10 protein-coding genes are annotated in these 26,044 nt (G+C 55.7%); 1 reads left to right on the forward strand and 9 read right to left on the reverse strand.

Translation table 11 applies throughout. The annotated features are described in order from the left end of the window. Positions 1–502: 502 nt before the first annotated feature. The 4 genes from Psfp_RS04445 to Psfp_RS04455 form a co-directional block, all read right to left on the reverse strand. Positions 503–4,819 carry a hemoblobin-interacting domain-containing protein gene (locus Psfp_RS04445; RefSeq protein ID WP_134217351.1) on the reverse strand — a complete coding sequence of 1,439 codons (4,317 nt, stop codon included), beginning with the start codon at positions 4,817–4,819 and terminating at the stop codon, positions 503–505. Between the two features lie 172 nt (positions 4,820–4,991). Beyond that, a complete protein-coding gene (locus tag Psfp_RS21475; RefSeq protein WP_190239068.1) occupies positions 4,992–5,153 on the reverse strand; it encodes a hypothetical protein in 162 nt (53 codons plus the stop codon). A gap of 323 nt (positions 5,154–5,476) precedes the next feature. After that, the gene (locus tag Psfp_RS04450; protein ID WP_134217352.1) at positions 5,477–12,268 is read right to left on the reverse strand and encodes a leucine-rich repeat protein; all 6,792 of its coding nucleotides are present in this window, start codon (positions 12,266–12,268) and stop codon (positions 5,477–5,479) included. Positions 12,269–12,670: 402 nt separating this feature from the next. Next, entirely contained in the window at positions 12,671–15,211 is a 2,541-nt protein-coding gene (locus Psfp_RS04455) for an Ig-like domain-containing protein (RefSeq protein WP_192895264.1), read from the reverse strand. Between Psfp_RS04455 and Psfp_RS21480 the strand changes: the two genes are divergently transcribed. Then, positions 15,206–15,478, forward strand: a complete 273-nt coding sequence (locus tag Psfp_RS21480; protein WP_190239070.1) for a hypothetical protein — start codon at positions 15,206–15,208, stop codon at positions 15,476–15,478. The two genes, Psfp_RS04455 and Psfp_RS21480, sit on opposite strands and share 6 nt — an antisense overlap. A 253-nt stretch (positions 15,479–15,731) precedes the next feature. On the opposite strand, the gene Psfp_RS21485 is transcribed toward Psfp_RS21480, so the two are convergent. The 5 genes from Psfp_RS21485 to Psfp_RS04475 all read right to left on the reverse strand — a co-directional run bounded on the left by Psfp_RS21485 (position 15,732) and on the right by Psfp_RS04475 (position 26,037). Beyond that, a complete protein-coding gene (locus Psfp_RS21485) occupies positions 15,732–15,884 on the reverse strand; it encodes a hypothetical protein (RefSeq protein WP_192895265.1) in 153 nt (50 codons plus the stop codon). Positions 15,885–16,138: 254 nt separating this feature from the next. After that, positions 16,139–19,246 (reverse strand): hypothetical protein, encoded by a 3,108-nt coding sequence (locus Psfp_RS04460; protein ID WP_134217354.1) that lies wholly within the window; start codon positions 19,244–19,246, stop codon positions 16,139–16,141. Between the two features lie 400 nt (positions 19,247–19,646). Further along, positions 19,647–22,982, reverse strand: coding sequence for a hemoblobin-interacting domain-containing protein (locus tag Psfp_RS04465; RefSeq protein WP_134217355.1), 3,336 nt, complete (start codon positions 22,980–22,982; stop codon positions 19,647–19,649). A gap of 404 nt (positions 22,983–23,386) precedes the next feature. Then, a complete protein-coding gene (locus Psfp_RS04470; RefSeq protein ID WP_134217356.1) occupies positions 23,387–24,865 on the reverse strand; it encodes an alkaline phosphatase family protein in 1,479 nt (492 codons plus the stop codon). A 53-nt stretch (positions 24,866–24,918) separates the two neighbouring features. Next, positions 24,919–26,037 (reverse strand): molybdopterin-dependent oxidoreductase, encoded by a 1,119-nt coding sequence (locus Psfp_RS04475; protein WP_134217357.1) that lies wholly within the window; start codon positions 26,035–26,037, stop codon positions 24,919–24,921. Between the last annotated feature and the right edge of the window lie 7 nt (positions 26,038–26,044).

The raw sequence follows: 26,044 nt of genomic DNA on the forward strand, positions 1-26,044 counted from the left end.
ATTTTAGGATTGTAAACCGTTACCGCAATGCAACGGTACTACTTCCAAAGTGACCGTCATAATTGTATTGGCATTAATGGTTCCGAATGGTAACGGTAGCTCAAGATTATTCCTCCTCTCATAATTTTTAACAAGGTACAGAACTGCAGTATTTAATGCCCCAAAGAAACGAAAAACCAATCCCGCATACCTGGTGTTTAGATAATTTTCGCAACAGAACAGACCAACATTTACACAATCCAATAAAACGTGAAACATAGACGCCACATACTATAGATATAAGGGAAAAACCTCGTTAAGGATGATAAATCCATAGTTGACTTGTAAAAATTGTTAATTAGTTTGAGATCGGTAAAAAAATTTTAGCCGACCTATTTGAGTGTTAAAGCAATCTTTTGCTGTGTTGTGAATCGAAAAACTCAATAAGCAGATACATATTTCTTGTCCAGATTAGGGAGGAAATGAGGCGCGGGGAAAGATCCCCGCACCCCTCCCTCTCTTTCTACTGCAACAAGGTCGGGTTAAAGTCAATGTTGTTGGTTAAGTTGTCCACAATGAATACTTTGACGATATCTCCGGCCGCTACATTGAAGCCGGCCTGGGCCATGTTAACAAAGTCAAAATCCGCTTTGGTAACGTTAAGGCTCAACTGGACGCCGTCGCGCAGATGGACGAATACCACAACTTCCTTCCCTTCATGCGCTGTGACCGGCGTGAGCTGAGCACCAAAATATTTCAGGCCGATGACGCCGGCTTTGACGGTCATGGTTTTGATCCCGCCTGTCTCTCCCACTTCATACACCGATACATCTTCCACAGGCGTCACCGTGTATTGGGGAGCTGAGTCAGCGGGAAGGTCTTCAAACTGGGCGGTAACAACAACGTCCGCAGCCGGCATCGCAAAGCTGTACACGCCCTCTGTGGCGGTAATTTCAATGTCGCCGCTGCCGCCGTTGTACTTGAGGCTGCCCGCCACCAGCCGCTTGCCGCTGTCCGGCGTCACGGTGACGGTGATCGTTGTGCCCTCGGTACCACTTGCCGGCTCTACCGTTACGGTGCCGCCGCTGATGCTGCCGTCCACCGCCACGGTGTAGGTCTCAGGAGCGGTTGTGCCCTGCCAGACCAGGATGGGATAGACGCTGCCTGCCTTGAAGTTTTCGCCCAAAGTCGAAGCCAGGGCCTTCAGTTCATCGGAGGTTTTGCTTACAGTGTTGTTGTTGTCTGTTGCATAACCGAGGCCTTTTGCAGCAGTGCTGTTGAGATAGTAGTTGTTGCTTACGTTGGTGTTGCCCGTGGCATAGCCGATCACGCCGGCGGTAAACGCGCCGGTATTGCTTACGGTGATGGCGCCGGCGTTATAGCAGTTTTGCACAGTGCAGGCAGCGTCATTGGTGTAACCGACCACGCCGCCGGTATGGGCAGTGTCGGATGTGCTTTCGCTGGTCACGCTGCCGGTGTTGTAGCAATTTGTCAACGTGTCGGACGCATCGCGCCGATAGCCGGCAACGCCGCCCACGTTCATCACGCCGCCTTTGACCGCGCCGGTATTATAGCACTGATCTATCGTAGAACCGCCATAAGCATGACCCACGACGCCGCCGACACTATAGGAACTGGTTGAGGTGCTCGTCGCGGTGACAGCGCCTGTATTGGCACACTTGCTGATTGTATCGGCGCCGTAAACAATACCCGCGATGCCGCCCACGTTATAGGTACCGGTGACATCACCGTTGTTGGTGCAGCCGGTTATCAAGGTGGCGCCCCTGACGTAACCGGCGATGCCGCCAACGTTATTGGAAGTGCTGGTAATAGTCGCGTTGTTGACACAGTTTTCAATGGTAGCCGCGTCTTTGACATAACCAGCGATGCCCGCAGTATACGTACCGCCGGAGATGTTGCCCGCCACGGTCAGATTCTTCACCGTACCGTCCAGCACATAGCCAAACAGGCCGATATAGTTGGAGCCAGCTTTGTCAATTGTCAAAGTGATGGTCTTGCCGTCGCCATCGAAGGTACCGCCATAGTTCGTGGTACTGCTGATGCCTATGGGCGTCCAGGTCACCCCTGACAAGTCGATGTCGTTCATCAGCTTGCCGCTGACGGCATTGTTGAGGCCAGCGTTGACCTGATTGGCAAACCACAACATATGGTCAGCCGTGGAAAGTTCGTAGACATCGCCGTTCTTGCTGGGTGCGGCTGCGACTGTAATGGTGAAGTCGTAACTGTATGCCATTCCGCCGTAGGCGCCGCTGACAGTGATCGTGGTGTCTGTTGCTTCAAGCGCAGTTGTTTTGCTGATCGTGTAGTCTGTGATCTTTTCCCTGGTGCCATCGCTGTAATTGGCCCAAATCACCAGACCCGCGGCGTCAAAGGTTTGTCCCGCAACATAGCTGAGCTTGGTGGGATCTGATTCTTTGCTGATGTCTGTTAAGGTAGAGGTGTCCGCTGTAAAGGCGCGCGGGATGGGATAACCGTTGTTGATATTATTGGTATCCGCCACCCAGGTCCTGCCGCCGGCGTTGAGCGCGGTCAGGAAGTCCGCTGTTTTCATGGAGTCCGTTGTCGGCATCATGGTGATGGTGCTGCCGGTGGTGCTGCCATATACTGCCTGGTTGCTGGCGGAGGAACCGTCGAGCCAGTAGCAGTTGGTCCACACGGCGCCGCCGTTGTTGGTGCCCAGAGACTGCGCCTGGTTGGCCGAGCTGGCTCCCACATAGCCGACGTTATAGCTGTTGTAAACTTTCGCTTCGCAGCTGCCGGAGATGCCGCCGGCGTTCTTATAGGACGTGTAGATGGAACCCAGGTTGGCGCAGTTTTTAATGGTGAGGTTATTCCATCCGGCGCCGGCAATGCCGCCGCATCCCTTGGAGTCGGTGTTGCTGACGGAGGCGTAGTTGATGCAGTTCTCGATCACTGAGCCATTGCTCTTGCCGTTTTTGCCGACGATGCCGCCTATGGAGCGATTGCCATAGATGTAGCCGGTGACGGCGACATTTTTGACGGAGGGACTTGCGTACCAGGCTCCCGGGTCGTTGTCATGGACGCCCATGCGTCCGATCAGGCCGATGGACTGGCTGAAGCCATAGCCGAGAGAACCGCCGTGCCTGCTGCAGTAGATATTCTTTACCGTATGTCCCTGCCCGTCTAAGGTGCCGTTCCAGGAAGAGCCGATCAGGGTCGTGCCGTCCTGGTAAGTCATGCAATATTGTCCGCCAATAGGCATATAATTGGGGCCGCTCCAACTATCGCCGGACGCATTGTAGACACCGCCCATGTCAAGATCGGCTGTCAGGCAGACGGTTTTGCCGCCGAAGTCGTCGGAGCCATATATCCAGGTGTTAGCAGTCGCGTCTTTAACGGAGCCGCCGCCGACGTTACAGACAATATAACTTGGGTTGCCGATAACGGTGGCGCCGGTATTATAAGTACCGTTGACAATCGCCGCCAGGCCGGCCAGCTGCGCCGGGGTGTTGATATAAAACACGGTGTCGGTGGTGTTGTACCAGGAAACGTCCACCGAGCCATCCCAGACGTTTGTGGAGGCTCCGTTCATGGTCTGCGTAACAGAAGCGTCGCTGTAACCGGTGGCGCTTATCACGATGGCATAGTCTTTGGCAGTGGTGAACACGCTCTGATCGATTATGATGCTTCCGGCGTCAATCGTATATTTGCTGCTGTCCACAGCGTTGCCGTCCACGCTGACGCTGCTGATAGCCGCCCGCCAGGCCGCGTCATCGGTAAAGCTTAAGTTGACGTCATGTCCCACAGTGTTGTCCGTGCTGTCCGCCGTCAGAACCGGCGGGGTCAAAACACCCGGCGCTGCGTCCATGGTCTGGGTCACTGTGGCGTCGGCGTAACCGGTAGCTTTGACTACGACCGGGTAGTCCCCGGCGGCGGTAAAGACGCCGGCGTTGATGGTGATGGCTCCGGCCGTCACGCTGTATTGTCCGGCGATGGAGACGCCGGACACGGTGATATCAGTGATGGCGGCGCGCCAGGCGGTGTCATCGGTAAAGTTTAGGGTTGCCGGCTGGCCCAAGGCGGCAGCATTGGCCGTCAAGGCCGGCGGCGAAGCCTGCTTTAGCATCACATCGATCTCGCACACCCACTTGGCAGCCTTCGGAGCGGTATACACACCGTTTGTATAGTCACTCTCCGTCTGGCCATTCAACAACCTGAACCTGGTCGCGCTGCTCATATTGTTGAAATTGGGCGGATCTTGAAAACGAGCCCAGTTGTCCTCGACCGCCAGCATCGGGTAGACCTGGACGGCGCCGTCCGTAGGACTGCCCCATGCTCCGGACTGGTCAGGTTTTTGGGTATCTGGATTCCAGCTCTTTACGATGTTTGGATAATAGTAGCGGGGCGTCCCAAACAGGTAATCCCTGGTCATGTTCGTATACCAGTTTGGTGCTGTGTCGGTGCAGTAAAAATATATTTTGTTGACATTGCTCATGCCGGCGCCCGTGTTGACGCCTGCCGCCGCCAGAAGGTCGGAAATCAAGACGCCTTTCGCCGCGTCAATTACCGGAGCCGGCATGCTGTCGATATAAGAATAAGCCTGCTGCAAATTGGCCATGGCAGCCATCTCTTCGTAAGTAAAGGTTCTCACTGTGGTGTATGTGTTGGTTGGATTTGTTTCACTGGTATAGCCGACTTTAATCGTAAGCGATGCCGCCGGTTCACTTTGGGTTGTGCTGTCAGCGCTGGCCGGACCCAGCTGGGCCAAACAGAGAAAACTTAACAGCACGGCCAGCATAGCGAAACAGCCGACCAGCGCTTTATTTTTGGATTTAAACCAGAATCCCACTTGTTGCATTTCCACCCCTCCAAAAAGATTTTGACAACTTAAGTACTAACCTTCCTTTTCAGTAACTATTTATAATCACGGTTGCCACAATATACAGCAACACCACCTCCACCATAACTTTAGTTCTTAGAGACAATATTTTGCATCTGTTAACCTAAACACGGTTACAATTTGATGGCCGTTAAACCATATCGGTATAAAAAGATGCTCTGGCAGCAACCGCTAAATCCCCCTCATATGTTACAATTCCTCCTTCAACTTTATAGGGACTATTTAAATATACACTTATATGTTTTTGCTTCATTTTGGGGCCATTTTTCCCTTTTATCTCCTCCCGGTGCATGCTCCGCTATGGACCTCCCTGCCAATCATGAGAAGAATGGCTGTTTCCAGCCGGCCATGTCCTGGGGGCGCCTTTTGTCGCCCCCAGGACATGGGTATTGTAATTGGCGGAAGCATGATTGCCAATTACGGTTTTTGTTCCTTCTTGCGCGGAGTTTTTATAAAGCTGGCGCCATAATTGCCATTACCCCCATCACCTCATATCGCTCTTTATCAAAACGCTGGTTAAACCGTCCCCACCGCCTTCCAAAGTTAACTGAAAGCCGGCCAAACAGGGGCGGGAAAGAGGCGCAGGATTGCAGCAGCCCGCACCTCTTTCCTTTCCTACTGCAGCAAGGTCGGGTTATGGTCCACGTCGTTGGTTAAGTCGTCCACAATGAATACTTTTACCATATCCCCGGCCTCGACGTTAAAGCCGGATTGGGCTTCACCGACAAGGTCAAAATCCGCCTTGGTGACGTTGAGGCTTAACTGGACGCCGTCGCGCAGATGAGTAAAGGCCACGGCTTCCTCTCCCCCGTGCTCAATAACCGGTGTTATCAGCGTCCCGAAATATTTTAGGCCGGTGACGCCGGTTTTGACGGTCATGACGCTGATCCCATCGTGTGTTGTTCCCACTTCATACACCGATACATCTTCCACAGGCGTTACCGTATATTTGGGAGCCTGAGAAATGTCCTCAAACTGGGCGGTGACGGCAACATTGGCCGCCGGCATTACGAAGCTGTACACGCCTCCGGTGGCGGTGATTTCAATGTCGGTAGTACCGTCGTTGAACTTGAGGCTCCCCGCCACCAGCCGCCTGCCTTCACCCGGCGTCACGGTCACGGTGATGGTTTCGCCTGCCGCCGCGACGGCCGGGTTCACTCCGACGGAACCGCCGCTGATGGCGCCGTCCACGGTTATGGTGTAGGTTTGGTCTCCCCCGGTCTGCCAGGTAAGGATAGGATAGACACTGCCCGGCTTGAAGCTTTCACCCAAAGCCGGAGCCAAAACCTGCAGCTCGGCAGAGGTCTTGCTGACGGCGTTGTCTGCCGCGTTACCAAGGCCTTTCGTGGCGGTGGTGTCGAGATAGTAGTTGTTGCTGATATTGGTGTTGCCCTTGGCATAGCCGATCACGCCGGCGGTATAGGCGCCGCTGTTGCTCACAGTGATCGTTCCGGCGTTATAGGTGTTTTGCACGGTGCAGGCAGCGTTGTTAGTGTAACCGACCACTCCGCCGGTACGGGCGCTGCCGGTGGCTTCACTGGTCACGCTGCCGGTGTTGTAGGAATTGGTCAATTTGGTGGCTGCGTTGTTCAGGTAGCCGGCCACGCCGCCCACGTTTATAACGCAGCCTCTGACTGCACCGCTGTTGTAGCACTGGTCGAGCATACTTGCTGCGTAAATATTACCTGCGACGCCGCCCACACTATAGGCTGACGCGGTAGAGGCACTCGTTGCGGTAATATTACCGGTGTTGGCGCAATTACTGATTGTCCCGCTGCTGTTATGATAACCTACAATGCCACCCACATTATATTCACCGGTGACATTGCCATTGTTGGCGCAGCCGGTTATCGCAGTGGAACCGCTGGTATTGCCGGCAATGCCGCCAACCCTATACGATATACCGGTGACTGTTGCGTTGTTGGCGCAGTTTTCAATGTTTGTGTCGACTGCAGAACCCGCGATGCCTCCCACATACGACTTCCCCGCAACACTGCCGGTCACGGTCAGATCCTTTATGTCAGCGCCCTTTACATAGCCGAACAGGCCGATATAATTGGAGCTCTCATTGGCAGCAGATAAAGTGACGGTCTTGTTATTGCCGTCAAAGGTACCGCCGTAGGTTACCGAACTGCTTATACCAATAGGCGCCCAGGCGATTTGGGACAGGTCAATGTCGTTTAAGAGTCTGCCTTTAATGTTATTGCTATCAGGGCTGACGTTGACCTGGTTGGCAAACCAGAGCATTTCTCCAGCGGTGGTAAGTTGATAGACATTATTGTTGTCCATAGTGGGAGCCGCGGCTAAAACCGTGACAGGCTGTGCAACCGTCTTGGTCACACCGGCTTCGGTATAGCTGATGGTAATCGCGGTATCCCCCGTGGACAGTACGCTGGGACTGTAGGTATACGCGTCGGACGTCAGCGCGGCAGTTGTACCGTTGGTATAATTGGCGGTTATGACCATGCCGGTGGGATCGAAAGTCTCGCCCGCGATATAAACGAGATCATTGGGCGGGGAGGTGACGGCAATGCTCGCCAGGGCATTGGCTGCGACCGTAATCGGGAAATCATAGCTGAAGCCGACTCCGTTATGGGTGCCGCTGACCGTGATCGTAGTACCACTATCGGTCATTTCCAGCGGCGTTGTTTTGCTGATCGTGCAGTCTGTAATCTTTTCCCGCGTACCGTCGCTGTAATTGGCCCAGATGGTCAGACCGGTTGGATCAAAGGTCTCTCCCTCCACATAGCTGAGCTTGGTGGGATCGGATTCTTTGCTGATATCGGTTAAGGTTGAGGTATCCCCCGTCATGACACGCAGGATGGGATAGCCGTTGTTGGTATTGCCGGTGTCCGCTACCCAGACCCGTTCGTCGCCATTGAGCGCCGCGAGGAATTCAACGGATTTCAGCTCGTCGCTTGTTTTGCCGACAGTATTGTCGGTGGCATTTCCAAGTCCTTTGGCAGTGGTAGTGCTGAGATAGTAGTTATCTTTGATATTGGTGCCGGCTGCGGCATAACCGATCACGCCGGCGGTAAATCCGCCGCTGTTGCTCACGGTGATCGTCCCGGCGTTATAGGTGTTTTGCACGGCGCCGGCAGTGATATTCGTGCGGCCGGCCACGCCCCCGGTATTGGCGGAAGCGGATGTGCTGGTGCTGGTCACGCTGCCGGTGTTGTAGGAGTTGGTAAGCATGGTGGAGGCATTGTTCAAATAACCGGCCACACCGCCCACATTCATCACGCCGCCGCTGACCGCACCGCTGTTGGCGCACTGGTCAATCGTGGTGGCATATTTTGCATACCCCACAATACCGCCCACACTATAGGCTGCGGTGATGTCCGTGCTGGTGGCAGTGACGGCGCCGGTATTGAGGCAATTATTGACAGTACTGCTGCCGTTATCGTTGCCTACGATGCCGCCTACGTGATAGCTGCCGCTGACCGCTCCGGTATTCGTGCAGCCCGTCACCGTGACAGCGCCGCTAATGTAGCCGACAATGCCGCCCCCGCAGGATGCGTTGCTGATATTGCCGTTATTGACACAGCTGCTTATAGTAACGGTATCGGTGGCGCCGGCAACTATGCCGCCAACCAGCTCGCCGGCGCCGGTGCTGGTGACAGTGGCGTTGTTGACGCAGTTCTGGATCTGCGACGAACCCATAGCATTAACGACAATGCCCGCCGTGGTACCGCTGCCGGAGACGCTGCCTGCCACGGTCAGGTCTTTGATCGCGGCATCCTGGATATAGCCGAACAGACCGGCACAAGCTGTAGAGCCCTCCATGGCTAAAGTAACAGTCTTGCCGTTGCCGTCAAAGGCGCCGGAATAGAATGCAGTGGCGCTGCTGCCGATCGGCGTCCAGGTTACTGCGGACAGGTCGATGTTTTCTGTCAGTTTGCCTTTTGTGCTGGCCCTGCGGCCAACATTGACCCGGTTGGCAAACCACAGCATATGGTCGGCCGAGGAAAGCTCGTAAAAACCATCGACCAGCGCCGGAGCGCCCGTGGCCAGAACCGTGACCGGCTGGTCCGCCGTCACGGTTACACCGGAGGAGGTGTAGCTGATGGTGACCTTGTCGTCGCCCGGCGCGAACACACTGGGAGTAACGGTATACTGGCCGGCCGCCAGGTCTGCGGTTTTGCCGTCGGCGTAGGTTACGCTTACAGCCATGCCAGCGGGATCAAAGCTCTCACCCGCGGCATACAAAAGGTTCGTGGGCGGAGTGGTAATGGTGATGCTTTGCAAAGAATTGGAAGTGACCGTAATCGGAAATTCGTAGCTGTAGTCCATACCGCTATAAGTGCCGCCGACAGTGATGCTTGTATCCGTGCTTGCCAGCGGGGCGGTTTTGCTGATGGTATAGTCGGTAATTTTTTCGCGGGTGTCATCGCTGTAATTAGCCCAGATAACCAGGCCGACCGGATCAAAGGTTTCTCCCTCCACATAGCTGAGCTTGGTGGGATCGGATTCTTTGGTGATACTTGTTAGTGTGGCGGTATCCGCCCAGGCCCGCGGGACAGGATAGCCGCTGTTGATATTTTGGGTATCCGCTACCCAGGCCCGGCTGTCGCCGTTCAGGGCGGCCAGGAATTCAGCTGTTTTCATGGAGTCTGTTGTCGGCATTTGGGTGATGGTGCTGCCGGTGGTACTGCCATATACCGCCTGGTTGCTGGCGGACGATCCGTCCAGCCAGTAGCAGTTGGTCCACACCGCGCCGCCGTTGTTGGTGCCCAGAGACTGGGCCTGGTTGGCCGAGCTGGCGCCTACATAGCCGACGTTATAGCTGTTGTAAACTTTCGCTTCGCAGCTGCCGGAGATGCCGCCGGCGTTCTTATAGGACGTGTAGATGGAACCCAGGTTGGCGCAATTTTTAATGGTCAGGTTATTCCATCCGGCGCCGGCAATGCCGCCGCATCCCTTGGAGTCGGTGTTGCTGACGGAGGCGTAGTTGATGCAGTTCTCGATGACGGAGCCGTTGCTCCGGCCGTTTTTGCCGACGATGCCGCCTACGGAGCGGTTGGCGTAGATGTAACCGGTGACGGCGACATTTTTAACGGAAGGAGTGGCGTACCAGGCTACCGGATCGTTGTCATGGACGCCCATGCGCCCGATGAGGCCGACGGACTGGCTGAATTCATAGCCGAGAGAACCGGCGTGCCTGCTGCAGTAGATATTCCTGACAATATGCCCCTGCCCGTCGAAGGTGCCGTTCCAGGAGGAGCCGATAAGCGTCGTGCCGTCCTGAGCAGTCATGCAGTATTGGCCGCCGATGGGCATATAGATGGGACCGCTCCAGGCGCCGGTCGAGCTGTCGTAGACGCCGCCCATATCCAGATCGGCTGTCAGGTATACTGTCTTGCCGTCAAAATCGTCGCCGCCGTAGATCCAGGTAGCGGTAGTCGCGTCTTTAACGGCGCCGCCGCCGACGTTGTAGACGATATAATCCGGATTGCCGTTAACGGTGGCACCTTCATTGTAAATACCGTTGACGATGGCCGCCAAACCGGCCAGCTGCGCCGGGGTGTCGATATAAAATACGGTATCGGTGGTGTTGTACCAGGTGACATCCACCGAGCCGTCCCAGACGGTTGTGGATGCTGCGTTTATGGTCTGAATAACAGAAGCGTCGCTATAACCGGTGGCGCTTACCACGATGGTATAGTCTTTGGCAGTGGTGAACACGCTCTGATCAATGGCGATGCTTCCGGCCTCAATCGTATATTTGCTGCTATCCACAGCGCTGCTGTCCACGCTGACGCTGCTGACGGCGTTTCTCCAGACTTCATCGTCGGTGAAGGTGAGATACACCGCCTGGCCCACGGTGTTGTCCGTGGTATCGGCGGTCAAAGCCGGCGCAGGCAGTATTGAGGGGCCGCCTGTCCACCCGGCATATAGCGTCACGTCGCCGGTCACCGTCTCGCTGCCGAAGTCAAAAGCGTTGGTGCAGGCCGCTTCTTTGTACCAGCCGCCGAAGGTGTAATTGTCGCGGCTGGGATCGACCGGAGCCGCGATGTGCTTGTTTCCGTCAACCGCCACGGGGCCGGTCGCCGGAGCGCCGCCGCTGTAATTGGGGTCAAGGGTCAGCAGGCAATAGGCGGATTTCGTGTATGTGGTGAAATTCGACCAGCTGGCAGCTTGGCCGATATGGTAATAAAGAACGAAATTAGAAGCTGCACCGGAAAACGGGGTCGTTCCGAATGTCGGCATGCTACCTTGGAAATAAGACGCCTCAATTTTGCTGCAGTCTTGGAAGGCGGAAGATCCGATGCTCGTCACGCTGCTCGGAATCGTTACCGAGGTAAGTCCCGTGCAGCCGTAGAAGGCACTATTCCCAATGCTCGTCACACTGTCCGGAATCGTTACCGCGGTAAGTCCCGTGCAGTTATAGAAGGCGCCATTTCCGATGCCCGTTACACCGGTCGAAATCGTTACTGCGGTAAGTCCCGTACAACCACGGAAGGCAGAAGCACCGATGCTTGTCACGCTGTTCGGGATCGTTACCGCGGTAAGTCCCGTGCAGTCACGGAAGGCAGAAGAACCGATGCTGGCCAGGCCATCCGGCAGGGTTACCGTGGTAATAGTGCTATTATTATTAAAGGCATCTTTGCCAATGCTGACCACCGGATAGGCGGTTCCGTTGTGGACAATGGCGGCCGGAACGACAATATTTCCGCCGCTGCCGGTATAGCCGCTTATGGTGGCCGCGCCACTGGCAACAGTATAGGTGAAATCAATGCCTCCGTTCAGCATTTGTGTCACCGTGGCGTCGGTATAACCGGCAGCCTTTATTTGAATGGTATATGCGCCGGCTGACGTGAACACCGAGTCAACAATACGGATGTTGCCCGCGCTTACCGCGTATTGATCGTTGGCCAGAGGTGTTTCGTTGACGATAATGGAAGTGATGGCGTTCCGCCAGGCTTCATCATCGCTGAATGTAATATCCGTTGCCTGACCCACGGTGTTGTCCGTAGTATCGGCAGTCAGGTCCGGAGGCGTTTTACCTTCTGCCGGCAGCTCGCTGAACTGGGCGGTCACGATAACGTTGGCCGCCGGGAGAACAAAGCTGTACACGCCGTCCGTGGCGGTAATTTCCGTATAAGTCGTGCCGTTGTCGGCGGTGTATTGCAGGCTGCCCGCCACCAGCTGCTTGCCGCTGTCCGGTGTCACAGACACGGTGATGGTATCACCCGCGCTGCCGCTGGCCGGATTCACCGCAATGCTCCCGCCGGTTATGGCGCTGTCCACGGTCACGCTGTAGGTCGCGTCCGTGACCGAAACCTCCGCACCCGCAGCGCCGCCCGATGGACCTTCCGCCGCCAAAGCGGCGGTGGGAAGCATGGTGCAAAGCATGGCTAAAATCATCAGGCAGGCCAGCAGACGGCTGCGTCTTTTTCTGATCATATCCTTGCTCCTTTCCTTTCGTTTTCCTGTTTTTACTTCATTTTGGGGCCATCTTTCCCTTTTATCTCCTCCCGGTGTGTGCTCCGCTATGGACCTCCCTGCCAATCATGAGAAGAATGGCGTTTCCAGCCGGCCATGTCCTGGGGGGCGCCTTTTGTCGCCCCCAGGACATGGGTATTGTAATTGGCGGAAGCATGATTGCCAATTACGGTTTTTGTCCTTCTTGCGAGGAGTTTTTATAAAGCTGGCGCCATAATTGCCATAACCCGCCTCACCTCATATCGCTCTTTATCAAAACGCTGGTTAAACCGTCCCCACCGCCTTCCAAAGGCAACCGAAAGGCGGCCAAACAGGGGCGGGAAAGAGGCGCAGGATTGTAGCAGCCCGCACCTCTTTCCTTTCCTACTGCAGCAAGGTCGGGTTATGGTCCACGTCGTTGGTTAAGTCGTCTACAATGAATACTTTTACCATATCCCCGGCCTCGACGTTAAAGCCGGATTGGGCTTCACCGACAAGGTCAAAATCCGCCTTGGTGACGTTGAGGCTTAACTGGACGCCGTCGCGCAGATGAGTAAAGGCCACGGCTTCCTCTCCCCCATGCTCAATAACCGGTGTTATCAGCGTCCCGAAATATTTCAGGCCGCTGACGCCTGCTTTAACGGTCATGGTTTTGATCCCGACTGTCTCTCCCACTTCGTAAACCGACTCGTCTTCAACGGGGGTCACCGTGTATTTGGGGTTGTCGGTCGCCTCGTTTATCGTTTGGGTTACCGTGGCGGCGGCGTAGCCGCCGGCGGTGACTGTGACGGTGTAGTCGCCGGCCGAGGCAAACACAGCGGCGTCAATACTGATGGCGCCCGCGTTTACCGTGTACTGCCCGCCGGTCAGTGCGCTTCCGTTGACCGTGATCCCGCTGATGGCGCTGCGCCAGGCCTGATCATCGGTGAAGGTGATCTCCACCGCCCGGCCCACGCTGTTGTCCGTGGTATCGGCGTTCAATACCGGAGGCGTTTGCTCCTCCGGCGGGTTGCTGAACTGGAGGGACAACTCGAATTGCCCGTCAGCGCCGGTATCGTACTGGTCCAGGTAAGGCGAGTAGGTCACAGCCTGGATTTTATTCTGAACCGGATAGAACTGATAGAGCCTCAGCCAGCCGTTGCCGCCGTTGGGCAGATCGGTGTAATCAGTTAATAGATTATAGACGGTGTTGCCGCCCTCGCCGGTGTCCGTGCCGTGGTACTGGCCGCCAACATGGCCGCATAACACGGCGACGACGTTGCTGTGCTTCTTGACTATATTTTCGTGGATGGCCGGACCGGAGACATCATCGCCGCCGGCGTACTCTCCGTTGGGTTTAATGTAGCCGTGGGTCACCACGATCGCTTTGCGGTCGCTGTATTGGGTCAGGACCCCGTTGGCCCAGTCGGTGGCCTCCGCCAGCAATGCGGGCGCACAGACCAGGTTCAGCACGATGAAGTCCTGTCCCAGGGCGGAGAAAAGCTGGTAGCTGCTGGCGTTGCTGCTCTCCGGATAATGCCCGCCGTACCAGCTGCAGCCGGTAAAGTCGGTGTAGGGGAAATAGGTGTCGAACATTGTGGTGTCGCCGGTCTCAAAATTCAGGTCGTGGTTGCCGGGGACTACCGAATAAGGAATCCCCGCGGTCCGGATGATGGCCATGGCGTCTTTGGCATTCTGCCACTGGGCGGGGTTGTCGTAATCATCCTGGATGTCCCCCACATGGGCCACGAAGACAATGTTTTGCGACTGGGCCTGATCGGCTATCCATTGGGTTTGCCGGGCAAAGATCTCCGGATAGCTTTCGGAGTAGAATTGCGTATCCGGCAGCACGGCGAGGGTGAAGTGGTCGGTACCGGCCGCTTGGACGGTGACGGCGCAGGCGGCGGTGAAGCCTCCGTCTACCGTGGTGACTGTAATGTTGGCTGTTCCGGTACCCATTGCCCTAACCAGACCGTTGCTGTCGACTGTGGCTGCGGCCGCATTGTCCGAGGTCCAGGTCACCTCTTGATTGGCCGCGTCGGATGGGGTGATGGTGGCCGTGAGCTGCACGAAATTGCCGACGGTGAGGACGAGTTCGCTTTTATCCAGGTTTACGCCACTGACCGCCACACCCGGATCCATGAACCGGGCGGTGACAATGGTGTCGGCCGCCGGCAGGATGAAGCTATACACGCCGTCGGTAGCGGTGATTTCCGTATAGGTGCTGCCGCTATCCGCCGTGTATTTAAGACTGCCCGCCACCAGCTCTTTGCCGGCATCGGGATTGACGGTAACGGTGATGGTGTCGCCTGCGCTGCCGCTCGTCGGGCTCAGCGCCAGGCTGCCGCCGGTGATGGCGCTGTCCGCTGTGACACTGTAGGTCCCCGGGTCGTTCTCGGGAACCACGAAGACGACCTTATTGACTAACTTTGAGGTGTTCATGGCCGTACACCGGGCATCCCGCTCGTCCATGGTCGGCAGAACTCCGTTCCCGTATTCCGCCTCCGTCTGGCCGTAGAAGAAACGGTAGGTGTTCAGGGTGTCGTAGGGCTGGTTATCGACCTGGGTCCGCCGGCCCGCCCAGCCGGTGATGGCCAGTACGGCCGGGACCTCCCGGTCCTCGCCGGTCCGGTTTTCCGGCGCCAGGTACTGGTCGCCGATTCCGGCATAGTATTTGCGGGTCTGTCCCATTAAATATTCCCAGCTGAGCCCGTTTACGCCCATGGTCCAGCCGTCCAGGCTCGCTCCTCTTAAGCTGCAGTCCGGTCCGTCAAAGCGCACGTCGCTGTTGTAGGCGGCGGCGCTCTCTGTCAGTTGCTCAATGGTGACGTAGCGGACGGCTTTACCCATGAAGACAGCAGGCAGCCGGTCATACATGGCGTAATGGATGGGCGTGGTGTTCTCTGCCGCCAGGGCTTCCATTTCCGCCCTGGTGTAAGAGTGCACCGGGATCTCCTCGCCGGCCGCGCCATACTGAATATAGACGTCCAGCGGGGTGTAGTCCGCGGTGAAGCCCACGGTGACGGGCTCATCCGGCATGACGAAGCTGTAGACGCCGGGCCCGTTGACGTTGTTGGCGTTGCCGGTTGCCGCGGTGATAGTGGTAAAGTCATAGGTTGTACCGGAGTCACCGGTGACGATGAGGCCGATTGCCCAGGAAGTAAAAGCAGTATCGGATACCGTAACGATCACGGTTTCGCCCACTGTCGCTGAAGTCTTGTCGGGCGTTACTGTCCAGATGGCGTCGGGAACCGCCGCCACAGCGATATTATAGGTCGCAGCGGAGATGTCCTCAAACTGAGCGTTTACAACGACATCCGCCGCCGGAAGCACAAAGCTGTACACGCCGTCCGTGGCGGTAATTTCCGTATAGGTTGCGCCGCTGTCGGCGGTGTATTGCAGGCTGTTCGCCACCAATTGCTTGCCGCTGTCCGGTGTCACAGACACGGTGATGGTATCACCCGCGCTACCGCTGGCCGGATTCACCGCAATGCTCCCGCCGGTTATGGCGATGTCCACGGTCACGCTGTAGGTCGCGTCCGAAACCGAAACCTCCGCACCCGCGGCACCGCCCGATGGACCTTCCGCCGCCAAAGCGGCGGTGGGAAGCATGGTGCAAAGCATGGCTAAAATCATCAGGCAGGCCAGCAGACGGCTGCGTCTTTTTCTGATCATATCCTTGCTCCTTTCCTTTCGTTTTCCTGTTTTTACTTCATTTTGGGGCCATCCACGGCCATGGTGCTGCTCCCGCCACCCGGCATACAGCGAGAATTTATTCCTTTTTATTGTGCTACCATCAACGATGCCCCTGAGATGGACAACATTACACCTGACAGAACCTGACAGAAGGGGAAAGACCGCGATATGAAGCCTCTACTGCAACAAGGTCGGGTTATGGTCCACATCGTTGGTTAAGTCGTCCACTATGAATACCTTAACCATATCACCGGCCTGGACGTTGAAGCCGGACTGGGCTTCGGCAACCAGGTCGAAATCCGCTTTGGTAATGTTGAGGCTTAACTGGACACCGTCGCGCAGATGGGTGAAGACCACGGCCTCCTGCCCTGCATGCTTGATAACCGGCGCTATCTGCGTCCCGAAATATTTCAGGCCGCTGACGCCGGTTTTGACAGTCATGGTTTTGATCCCGCCTGTCTCGCCCACTTCGTAAACCGACCCGTCCGCCACGGGGTCAACCGTGTATTTGGGGTTACCCGCCTCAGGCGTAATGATGGTGATGGCACAGGTGTACTTCAGGAAGTCGCCGACGGTCGCATTTTCAATCAGGGGCGTCCCTCCGTTGAACTGCGCCTCGGTCTGACCGTACACAAAGCGGTAAGCATTCAGGGTATCGCACGCCATATCATCGATATCCTGACCCTGCTCAAACTCGATAAACCGCTTCTGATATCCCTTGATCACGAGCATGGCGTCGATCGGCGTCTTGCCCGCTTCCTTGTTTCCCGCCGCGGCGATGTTAGGATAGTAGCAGCGGTTCTCCTCGTAAAGATCCTCGTAAGCGTAAGTGCGGGAGGACTCATCCAGCGCGTTCAGCTTAAGGGTATTGCCCTCTCCAAAGCTCACACCGGCATTATCCAGCAGGTCTGTCAGCCTGACGGCCTGTACCGCCTTGCCGATTACTGCGGTGGGATACCTGTCATAACCGGTGTAATAAATGGGTTCGGTACCGGCAAGGGCAATCATTTCTTCCCGGGTGTAAGTTTTGACCAGAGCGGGGGTCCCATCCTCACCGGTCTTGGTATAAATGGAAAGCGGCATGTAAGAAACATCAAGACCGATGGTCACGGCGCTCTCCGGCATAATAAAGGTGTAAACGCCGCCGCTAATCGTATTGTATCCGCCCGAGGTGGTGGAAAAGGTTGATGAGGGAACCGTCCCGTTTCCGGCATCCCTGACGGTGATGCCTTCAAGGCTGGCCGTTATGGCGTCTGCCATGCGGGTTACCGTCACGGTCACGGTCGAACCGGCGATAATCTCATTCTCGTTCAAGCCGGAGGAGGCCACATCGACGGTCCAGATGGGATCGATACCGGGAGCGACGGTGAAAACATAGGGATCGCCGCCTGCAACGACGTTTTCAAAGAGCACCGTGACGCTGACCGCGCTGGAGCCCATGGTGAAGGTGTAGGACGCGTTTTCTGTTACCGTGGTCACGGGATAAACGATGCTGTTGGCGTCAATGGCGGTAACGCTCTGCACCCGCTTGCCGGTTTCTAGATCTGAGATGGTGATGGTTACAGTCTCGCCCGGCTCCGCTTCGGCTGCAGATGCGGATACGGTTGCCGCCGCGCTGTCGAAGTTGAGCGTAATGGCGTGAGCGGCCGGCCCGGGGCTCGACCCGTTCTGCCAGGCCAGCACCGGATATCCGCCGTTGCAGCCGTTGCTGTCATAGGCGAAGGCAGCGCCCAGAGCGGCGGGCATGGCCGGCGCTTTCAGTTCCTCTTCGGTCTTGACCGTCGTGGTGCCGCTGTCTCCCGCTCCGGAAAGCGCGGTGGCGTTGAGGTAATAGCAGTTGACAGGGCTGACCGACTGGCTGCCGACAATATTGCCGCTGGTGCCGATGGTAGACGCGCCGGACACCCGCCCGATACTGTAGCAGTTTGTGATTGTGGCGGTGCTGTTCTGTGTTTCGCCTGCAATGCCGGCAAAACGGGTGGGTACGTTGCCGGAAGTCGCCGTGGAGACAATGTTGCCCGTGTTGTAGCAATCCACAACGGGGCCGCAGCTCTTGCCCGCGATGCCGCCCGCATAGGTCTTGCCGGAAGAAGTGCCGGTGACGGTTCCGGTGTTGCAGCAGGCGCTGATGGTAACATAAGAGGCGAACTGGCCGCCCACGATGCCGCCGGCATACTGATACGCCTTGATTTCAGCGGCGTTGAAGCAATTGGAAATGGTCGCGTAGTCTCCCGTTAGATCAAAGATGCCCACGATGCCGCCGACCCGGCCACCCTGATTGCAATTGGGCGCCGTGACCGTGCCGTAGTTGGCGCAGCCTGCAATGGTTACGGGAGCGCTCGCCGTGCCGGTTCCCATGCCGACTACACCGCCCGCATGGCCAATCCTGTTGGTTCCGCTGCCGCCCGGGCTGGCGCCGCCGGAGGCGTAAATGACCGCGCGGTTCACAGCGTTTTCAATGGTGCCGCCGTTTACAAAGCCCGCGATGCCGCCCACATACTGCACGCCGGCGACTACGCCGGAAACCGTGATGTTTTTGACGTCGCCGCCCTGCCCAACGTATCCGAAGAGTCCCTGATAGGAAGCGGTCATATCGGTATAAAGGCCGCTGACGGTATGGCCCTTGCCGTCAAAGGCGCCCCTGAACTGGTTTGTGCTGGTGCCGATGGGCGTCCAGATCTCGGCCTCCGCAGAAACGGTAGGCACGGTGAAAGTGCCGGAATAATCCGGGAGGCCGTCCTGGAAATACTCATCCGCCGTGGTATAGAGGCCGTCACCGTCCAGCGCGATGTCGCCGCCGAGAATGACGGTCCTGCCTTCAAAGGTATCGCCTCCGTTCACAGCCGCCGCAAAGGCGAGAAGTTCTTCCCTGGTGTTGATGGTAAGAGACGACGGAAGAGCCTCGAAAGTAGCGGTTACGGTTACATCAGCCGCCGGGAGAACGAAGCTGTACACGCCGTCTGTGGCGGTTATTTCGGTGTGGGTCTCGCCGCCGTCCGCCGTGTATTTGAGGCTGCCCGCCACCAGCTGCTTGCCGCTGTCCGGTGTCACAAACACGGTGATGGTATCACCCGCGCTACCGCTGGCCGGATTCACCGCAATGCTCCCGCCGGTTATGGCGCTGTCCACGGTCACGCTGTAGGTCGCGTCCGTGACCGAAACCTCTGCACCCGCGGCGCCGCCCGATGGACCTTCCGCCGCCAAAGCGGCGGTGGGAAGCATGGTGCAAAGCATGGCTAAAATCATCAGGCAGGCCAGCAAACGGCTGCGTCTTTTTCTGATCATATCCTTGCTCCTTTCCTCTCGTTTTCCTGTTTTTGCTTCATTTTGGGGCTATTTTTCCCTTTTATCTCCTCCCGGTGCATGCTCCGCTATGGACCTCCCTGCCAATCATAAGAAGAATGGCGTTTCCAGCCGGTCATGTCCCGGGGGCGCCTTTTGTCGCCCCCAGGACATGGGTATTGTAATTGGCGGAAGCATGATTGCCAATTACGGTTTTTGTTCCTTCTTGCGCGGAGTTTTTATAAAGCTGGCGCCATAGTTGCCATTACCCGCCTCACCTCATATCGCTCTTTATCAAAACGCTGGTTAAACCGTCCCCACCGCCTTCCAAAGTTAACTGAAAGCCGACCAAAGAGGGGCGGGAAAAAGGCGCAGGATTGTAGCAGCTCGCACCTCCTATTTCCTACTGCAGCAAGGTCGGGTTATGGTCCACGTCGTTGGTTAAGTCGTCCACAATGAATACTTTGACCATATCCCCGGCCTGTACGTTGAAGCCGGATTGGGCCTGTCCGACAAGGTCAAAATCCGCCCTGGTGACGTTAAGGCTAAGCTGGACGCCGTTGCGCAGATGGGTAAAGACCACGGCTTCCTTCCCTGCGTGGGCTATGACCGGAGTGAGCTGGGCGCCGAAATATTTCAGGCCGCTGACGCCGGTCTTGACGGTCATGGTACTGATCCCGCCTGTCTCGCCCGCTTCGTAAACCGACTCGTCCACCACGGGGTCAACCGTGTACTTGGGGTTGTCTCCGGGGGTGGTCGCCTCATTATTTATCGTCTGGGTTACCGTGGCGTCGGCGTAGCCGCCGGCGGTGACTGTGACGGTGTAGTCGCCGGCCGAGGCAAACACAGCGGCGTCAATACTGATGGCGCCCGCGTTTACCGTGTACTGCCCGCCGGTCAGCGCGCTTCCGTTGACCGTGATCCCGCTGACGGCGCTACGCCAGGCCGCGTCGTCGGTGAAAGTGATCTCCACCGCCCGGCCCACGCTGTTGTCCGTGGTATCGGCGCTCAACACCGGAGGCGTTTGCTCCTCCGGCGGGTTGCTAAACTGGAGGGGCAGCTCGAATTGCCCGTCAGCGCCGGTATCGTACTGGTTCAGGTAAGGCGAGTAGGTCACAGCCTGGATTTTATTCTGAAGCGGATAGAACTGATAGAGCCTCAGCCAGCCGTTGCCGCCGTTGGGTTGATCCTGGTAATCCGATAGGAGATTATAGACTGTATTGCCATTTAATCCGGTTGCGGTGTTGTTATATTGGCCGGAATAATGACCGCATAACACTGCTATTACATTACTGTGGAGTTTAACGACATTGTTCCAGACATCAAGACCGGCTACGCTTTGGGTATTTTGATAATTTCCGCTGGTATCGATGTATCCATGAGTGACGACAACGGCTTTACGATTGCTATATTGGGTCAGGACCGAATTGGCCCAGTCTGTTGCATCGGCTAGCAGCGAAGGCGCGCAAACCAGGTTTAAAACTATAAAGTCCTGTCCCATGGCGGAGAAAAGCTCATAATTGCTGGAATTGCTGGTGGAAGGATAATTTCCGCCGTACCAGGAATATTCGTTAAAGTCGGTGTAGGGGAAATAGGTATTATAATTAGTTAGGTCACTGGTCGCAAAAAACATATCATGGTTACCGGGGACTACCGAATAAGGAATACCTGCGGCCCGGATGATTGCCATTGAATCCCGGGCATTTTGCCATTGCGTGCTGTTGTTATAATCATTAACCATGTCCCCCAGGTGAGCCACAAAAACGATATTTTCGGACTGGGCGTTATCGGCTATCCATTGAGTTTGCTGATCAAATATTTCCGGATAACTTTCCGCATAAAATTGCGTATCCGGCAGCACGGCGATAGTGAAGTGATCCCAGGTCTGAGAACCGCCGTTATCCTTGATGAAAATGGCCTTGACCGAAATATTGGCAGTCACGTTAATGTCGGTTCTGGGATTATCAGCCGAGCCATCACTCCAATTTGCGAAGTGAAAACCGCTGTCCGGCACGGCAGTTACCTCTGATCCGCTGGCGCCGGAAGCTACTGTTTGCGATGAATTACCGCTGATGGAACCATGGGCGCCGGCAGTGTAGGTCAGGATGTAAGTATCATTGGAAAAGCTCACTACTACCGTATGATTGGCATTTATATTATTGATCGTATAAGTATTGTTGCTGACTGAGCTTAACACATCAATACCATTATCCGTAATGGAGGCCAGGTGATAACCGCCGGCCGGGCTGATGGTAATGGTGGAGGACCCATTATTACTAACTGTCGCCGGGTCTGCGGTCACAGTCCCGTTGCCGCCGCTCACCGAGGCTGAGACAGTGTAATATGCTACCGGCGACGGCAGGTTGTTCAAGTCGACAATGAAATTCGGGATTTGCTGCCACCCAAGAATGGGATAGCTGTCCGGCAATGCGTAGCCGAAGCCGTATGATCCGTTGGGATTATCCAAATCCGCACTGCCAAGGTAATTTGGGACGATATAGCCGCTAAAGGTACCTGATCTGTTGCTCCCCGTCATTTCCGTCTTTCCCTGCAGCTCCGGTATGGTGATCGAAGAAACATTGGTTTGGGTACCCCAGGTATCGTCTAGATTGGGCTGGGTCATGTCACTGTTGGTCTCAACATAAAAGCAATTCGTGATATGCACCGCCTGGTTGTAATCAGCAGAAGCCCACAGCCACCGGTCGTAGCCGACGGCATAGCCGGTAAAGCAAGCGGTGCTGTAGCAGTTGGACATGGAGGCGACGGGATAGATAGGGGGCGTACCGGTGAGAATGCCGGTGATGCCGGCCAGGTAGTGCCCGTTGTTGGTTTCCAGGTTACCCTGGTTATAGCAGTTGGTGATGTAGCCTGCGCAATAGCCCACGATGCCTCCAGTAAAAATCTTTTTCGTGCTATACACGGATTTGATGCAGCCTGTATTGAAGCACTGGTCAACGACCACACCGCCGTCACTCAAGCAGTACACAGCGCCTGCAATGCCGCCTATTCTGCCCCGGGCGGTGACGTCTCCGGTGTTGGAGCAGTACCGGACATACAAAGCAGGGCTGCTGTTGGTATTCGCCACTACACCCGCGATGCCGCCGGCCTGGGAAGCGGTGCAGGCGGTGGGGTCAGCGACAGACACGGTCATGGAGCTGTGCAGGTTGTAGAGACTGCCGGTCGTGTAGCCGACCACAGATCCAATCGCACTGGTGTAGTTGTCGCCCATGTCCAGCGACCCGGCTACGTTCAGGTTGGCAATGGTTCCGCCGTTGACATAGCCGAATAAGCCGTAAGCGCCGGTTCCGGCGGCAGGATTGGAAATGTTGATGCCGCTGATGGTGTGGTTGCAGCCGTCAAAAACACCGCCAAAGTAGAGGCCGGTAGGAACGCCCCCCTCGCTGGCAGTGAGGGGGCAGTGGCCGCCAATCGGGGTCCAGGCATAGCCGGCAAGGTTGATGTCGTCACCCAATTTAAAGAAGGACCCGCCATATGATGTTCCGCTGTTGACGTTGTCAGCCAATCCTTTTAACTGGGCGGCGGTGCTGATGACATAAGGGTCGCCCGATGTGCCGCCGCCGGTCCAGTCGGCGCTGGAACTGGCGCCGTTCCAGGCGCTTACCGCAAACGCGGGGCTTGGATTGAAAGCAGCCAATACGCTTACCAACATGGCCACCAACACTATGCCGCTGAAAATATGTCTGGCTGCGGTATTAAAACCACATTTCAGGCAAAACACTTATCTCACTCCTTTTTTAGGCTATGGGAGATGTAATTAATAGGTCATCTTAATATGGAAAGAATGGCTTCCGTTTTTTTTCCGAATGATCAGGTTTTGCAAATCACTGAGGGACAAGGTGGCTACGGTAGTGACATTCCTATTGTCATTAACCATGCCTCCTTGCATATTTACCGTTGTGGAAAGCAGCGTGCGATTAAAACCTCACCCGCTTGCTAGTGTTCAGCATCAACTGGCGCTGCATAATCAGGATGATGCCTAAACGAAATCAACGAATGACATGGCTTATACCACAGTGAAAAGTATCGTATACCTTACAAAGGGAAGAAGCCAATCAAGGCATATCGATAATTATCATTACTGCGTTTGGCTGGAGCGATTAGAGGCAGGTGGTTTTGAAATGTCTACCTGAGACGCAAATACGGAACAAACATCACCTCATTCTTAAAGACTTCTTGAGACCCGGCTGATTCGCCGGCCCCGGAGCCCTGCGTGCCGGTTATAATAACCTTACCCGGCCACCGGCTGACAATTTCCGATAAATACTTGTCCGTGGCGCTGATTGACTGCATCGTTTCCCGGGCCAACGGGCCATAACGCTGCCCGGCGTCGTCAATACCATGAAAGCGAACCGTCAGTAAATCATAACCCTGCTCCAGGGTGTCGAGGGTCGCCTCAAACAGTTCATCATCAGCGCTGCCGTCAGCGTTTTTGTCATGAATGGAAACCGGCTGTATTTCGGTATCCAACCCATTTTCAGCAGCATCCAGGAAAACTGCTTTTTTGTTTAACATATTCACCTCCGCATAAATCGAAGGCGCCTTCAGTTCCCTGTCCTGGTCTGTAATAACGCCGTTTTCTTGCGGCGCCTTACCGGTCAGCAGGGCGGCCAGGCCGACATTGTTTTCCACCGGATAGACACCCCATGCCTGCACGGCTTTACCGGCATTCTTGAGGAAAGGCGCATAACCGTTTGCGAAGGCATAGCTATATTGCTGGTAAGTGAGTCCGTCCAGCACTACCATCAGCAGCTTATCACCGCTTTCCAGATAATGCTGGGCATCATAGTAGGCGTCAGTGATGCTGGTTGCGGGGGGATGAACGATGACTCCCTTCACTTTTTCCAGCTTGGTGCGGGTATCGGGCTGCAGGTAATTGATATAATTATCCCTTACTTCAAAATACCCGCCGTCATCCACCAGGCGGTATTCTCCTTTTTCATCCATGACCAGGAGCGTGTCGCCGTCTTGCAGCGGCGTCAGGTCGCTTATTCTAAAAACCCGGCGTCTGGTAAAGACCTGCGCTTCATAATCTTTGCCGCCGTTTTGCACGACAGCTTTTCCCTCAGCGTAGGGGTACAAGGTTAACGGCCCGGCTAACAGCTGCCCCGGGGTAATCTGAACGAGATCGGTATCCGGGTTAATCACATTGAAGGCGAAATACTTGCTGCCGCCGTCCGACACCACCACAATCTCGGTGAGAAACTTGACATTGCTGCTGTTGGGGTGAGCGAGATTGACCGCCTCCCAGCCGTTCTTAGCGGTGAAGGCGATATAGCAGTCATCAATGTCGGCAGCCTTGATGGCCGAGGTAAAACCATCAAGGCCGACTAAATACAATTGCCCGGCATTAGCCAGCGGACTGGCTTTGGTGATAATGTCGGCCAGTTTAACAGCTTGATACCTGGTCCCCTGACAGGTTACCTTTTCCAGCTTCCCCAGCCTTTCCGGGTCTTGCAGGTTTAAAACATTGGCAACATCGCCGGTCACCTTCAGGGGCGGGATATGTGCAGGGTTCCGGAAAGCAACCCCCATAACCGCTCCTCCCACCAGCAGCCCCAGCAAACCCAAGCAGACACTTAAAAACCAGCTTTTATTATGCACAAGCGCGTAACCCCTTTCTCGCCTTTTGCCCGGCACTCTCTGACCGCAGGTGGTTACGGCAGGACTTCTATAGAGAGCAAGTCATCCACATTTTTCTTGCCGGACGGCCCCGTGCAGGTGAAAGCCAGGGCGCCCCGGGCGTTCTGGTAGATCAGACCGCCGCTGCCCAGATCGGTGATCGTCAACACAATGCTCTTGCCGTCGGCGCTGGTAAATTGATATTTGCTGCCTCCGGTCAGGCCTGTTTGTTTGAAAATTTGTGAGAAAGCGATGCCCTCCGTGCCTTCTTCTGTCTGTTTAGGAATACAAGCGGCGCCTTCCGTATAGTCAAAGATAGCTGTCTGACCGTAGATGACATAGAGCAGGCCCCGGATATGCATACCTTGGGGAAACTGCGGCGCTAAAAATTTGGGGGCTTCCTTGCCGGTTATTTTAATAAAAGCCGACAGGAAATTGGCTTTGGTCTCGTTTTTCTGCAGCCCGTCGCTGGCTTTCAGGAAAACATTGGCCACGCTGCTGTCGTTGATATCTGCATATTTTGTAACAAGGTCGATGGTTTTAATGGCCTTGTCCACACTGTCGAAATACTCATAGTCCTGCTGGGGTAAGTTTTGGACTGCCGTCTCCAGGAACACCACTTTATTGGGCGGCTCCTGGTCACCGCCTGTTTCAAAGTCCATGCGGATCATGTTTCTGACCCAGTACATGGCCCGCTCGCCAGGAATGACGACGCGTACAGGCTGCATGTCATCTTCAAGCGGTTTGCCGTCACTTATGTAGGAAAGGATAATCTGACGGTTGGCCAGGACATCGGACGGCACGGCAATGGAATACTGGTCTTTGGCCGTAAAGCGGATACGGCTGAAATCCTTTTGGGATTTTCCGTATTGCTGCAGAAAAGTATCAAGCAACGGGCCGGTGGCATCGACACTAACTTTTTCCCCGTTGGAGCGTGCGGCTTCAGCATGCCTGGTCACCGTCGACAGTTTTTTCAAATCTCCCAGGGTTATTTCAAAGTCCTGCTCCTGCAGACCGTGCACAACAATCTTCTCTTCGTCAAACGGGCCGGGCTCTGCCGCGCTACGCTGCGCCTTGCTGCCGCATGCGGCGGCAGTCGCCAAAAGCAACAGCAACGCCAGAAACAATAACAGAACTTTGCAAATATTTTTCATTTACAAT

The sequence above is a fragment of the Pelotomaculum sp. FP genome, assembly GCF_004369245.1.
GTDB classification, from domain to species: domain Bacteria; phylum Bacillota; class Desulfotomaculia; order Desulfotomaculales; family Pelotomaculaceae; genus Pelotomaculum_C; species Pelotomaculum_C schinkii.

Bases quoted from the DNA above. Each gene is read 5' to 3' on its own strand.
- Psfp_RS04445 (WP_134217351.1), bottom strand. From the start codon at position 4,819: ATGCAACAAGTGGGATTCTGGTTTAAATCCAAAAATAAAGCGCTGGTC.
- Psfp_RS04460 (WP_134217354.1), bottom strand. From the start codon at position 19,246: ATGATCAGAAAAAGACGCAGCCGTTTGCTGGCCTGCCTGATGATTTTA.
- Psfp_RS04475 (WP_134217357.1), bottom strand. From the start codon at position 26,037: ATGAAAAATATTTGCAAAGTTCTGTTATTGTTTCTGGCGTTGCTGTTG.
- Psfp_RS21475 (WP_190239068.1), bottom strand. From the start codon at position 5,153: ATGCACCGGGAGGAGATAAAAGGGAAAAATGGCCCCAAAATGAAGCAA.
- Psfp_RS04450 (WP_134217352.1), bottom strand. From the start codon at position 12,268: ATGATCAGAAAAAGACGCAGCCGTCTGCTGGCCTGCCTGATGATTTTA.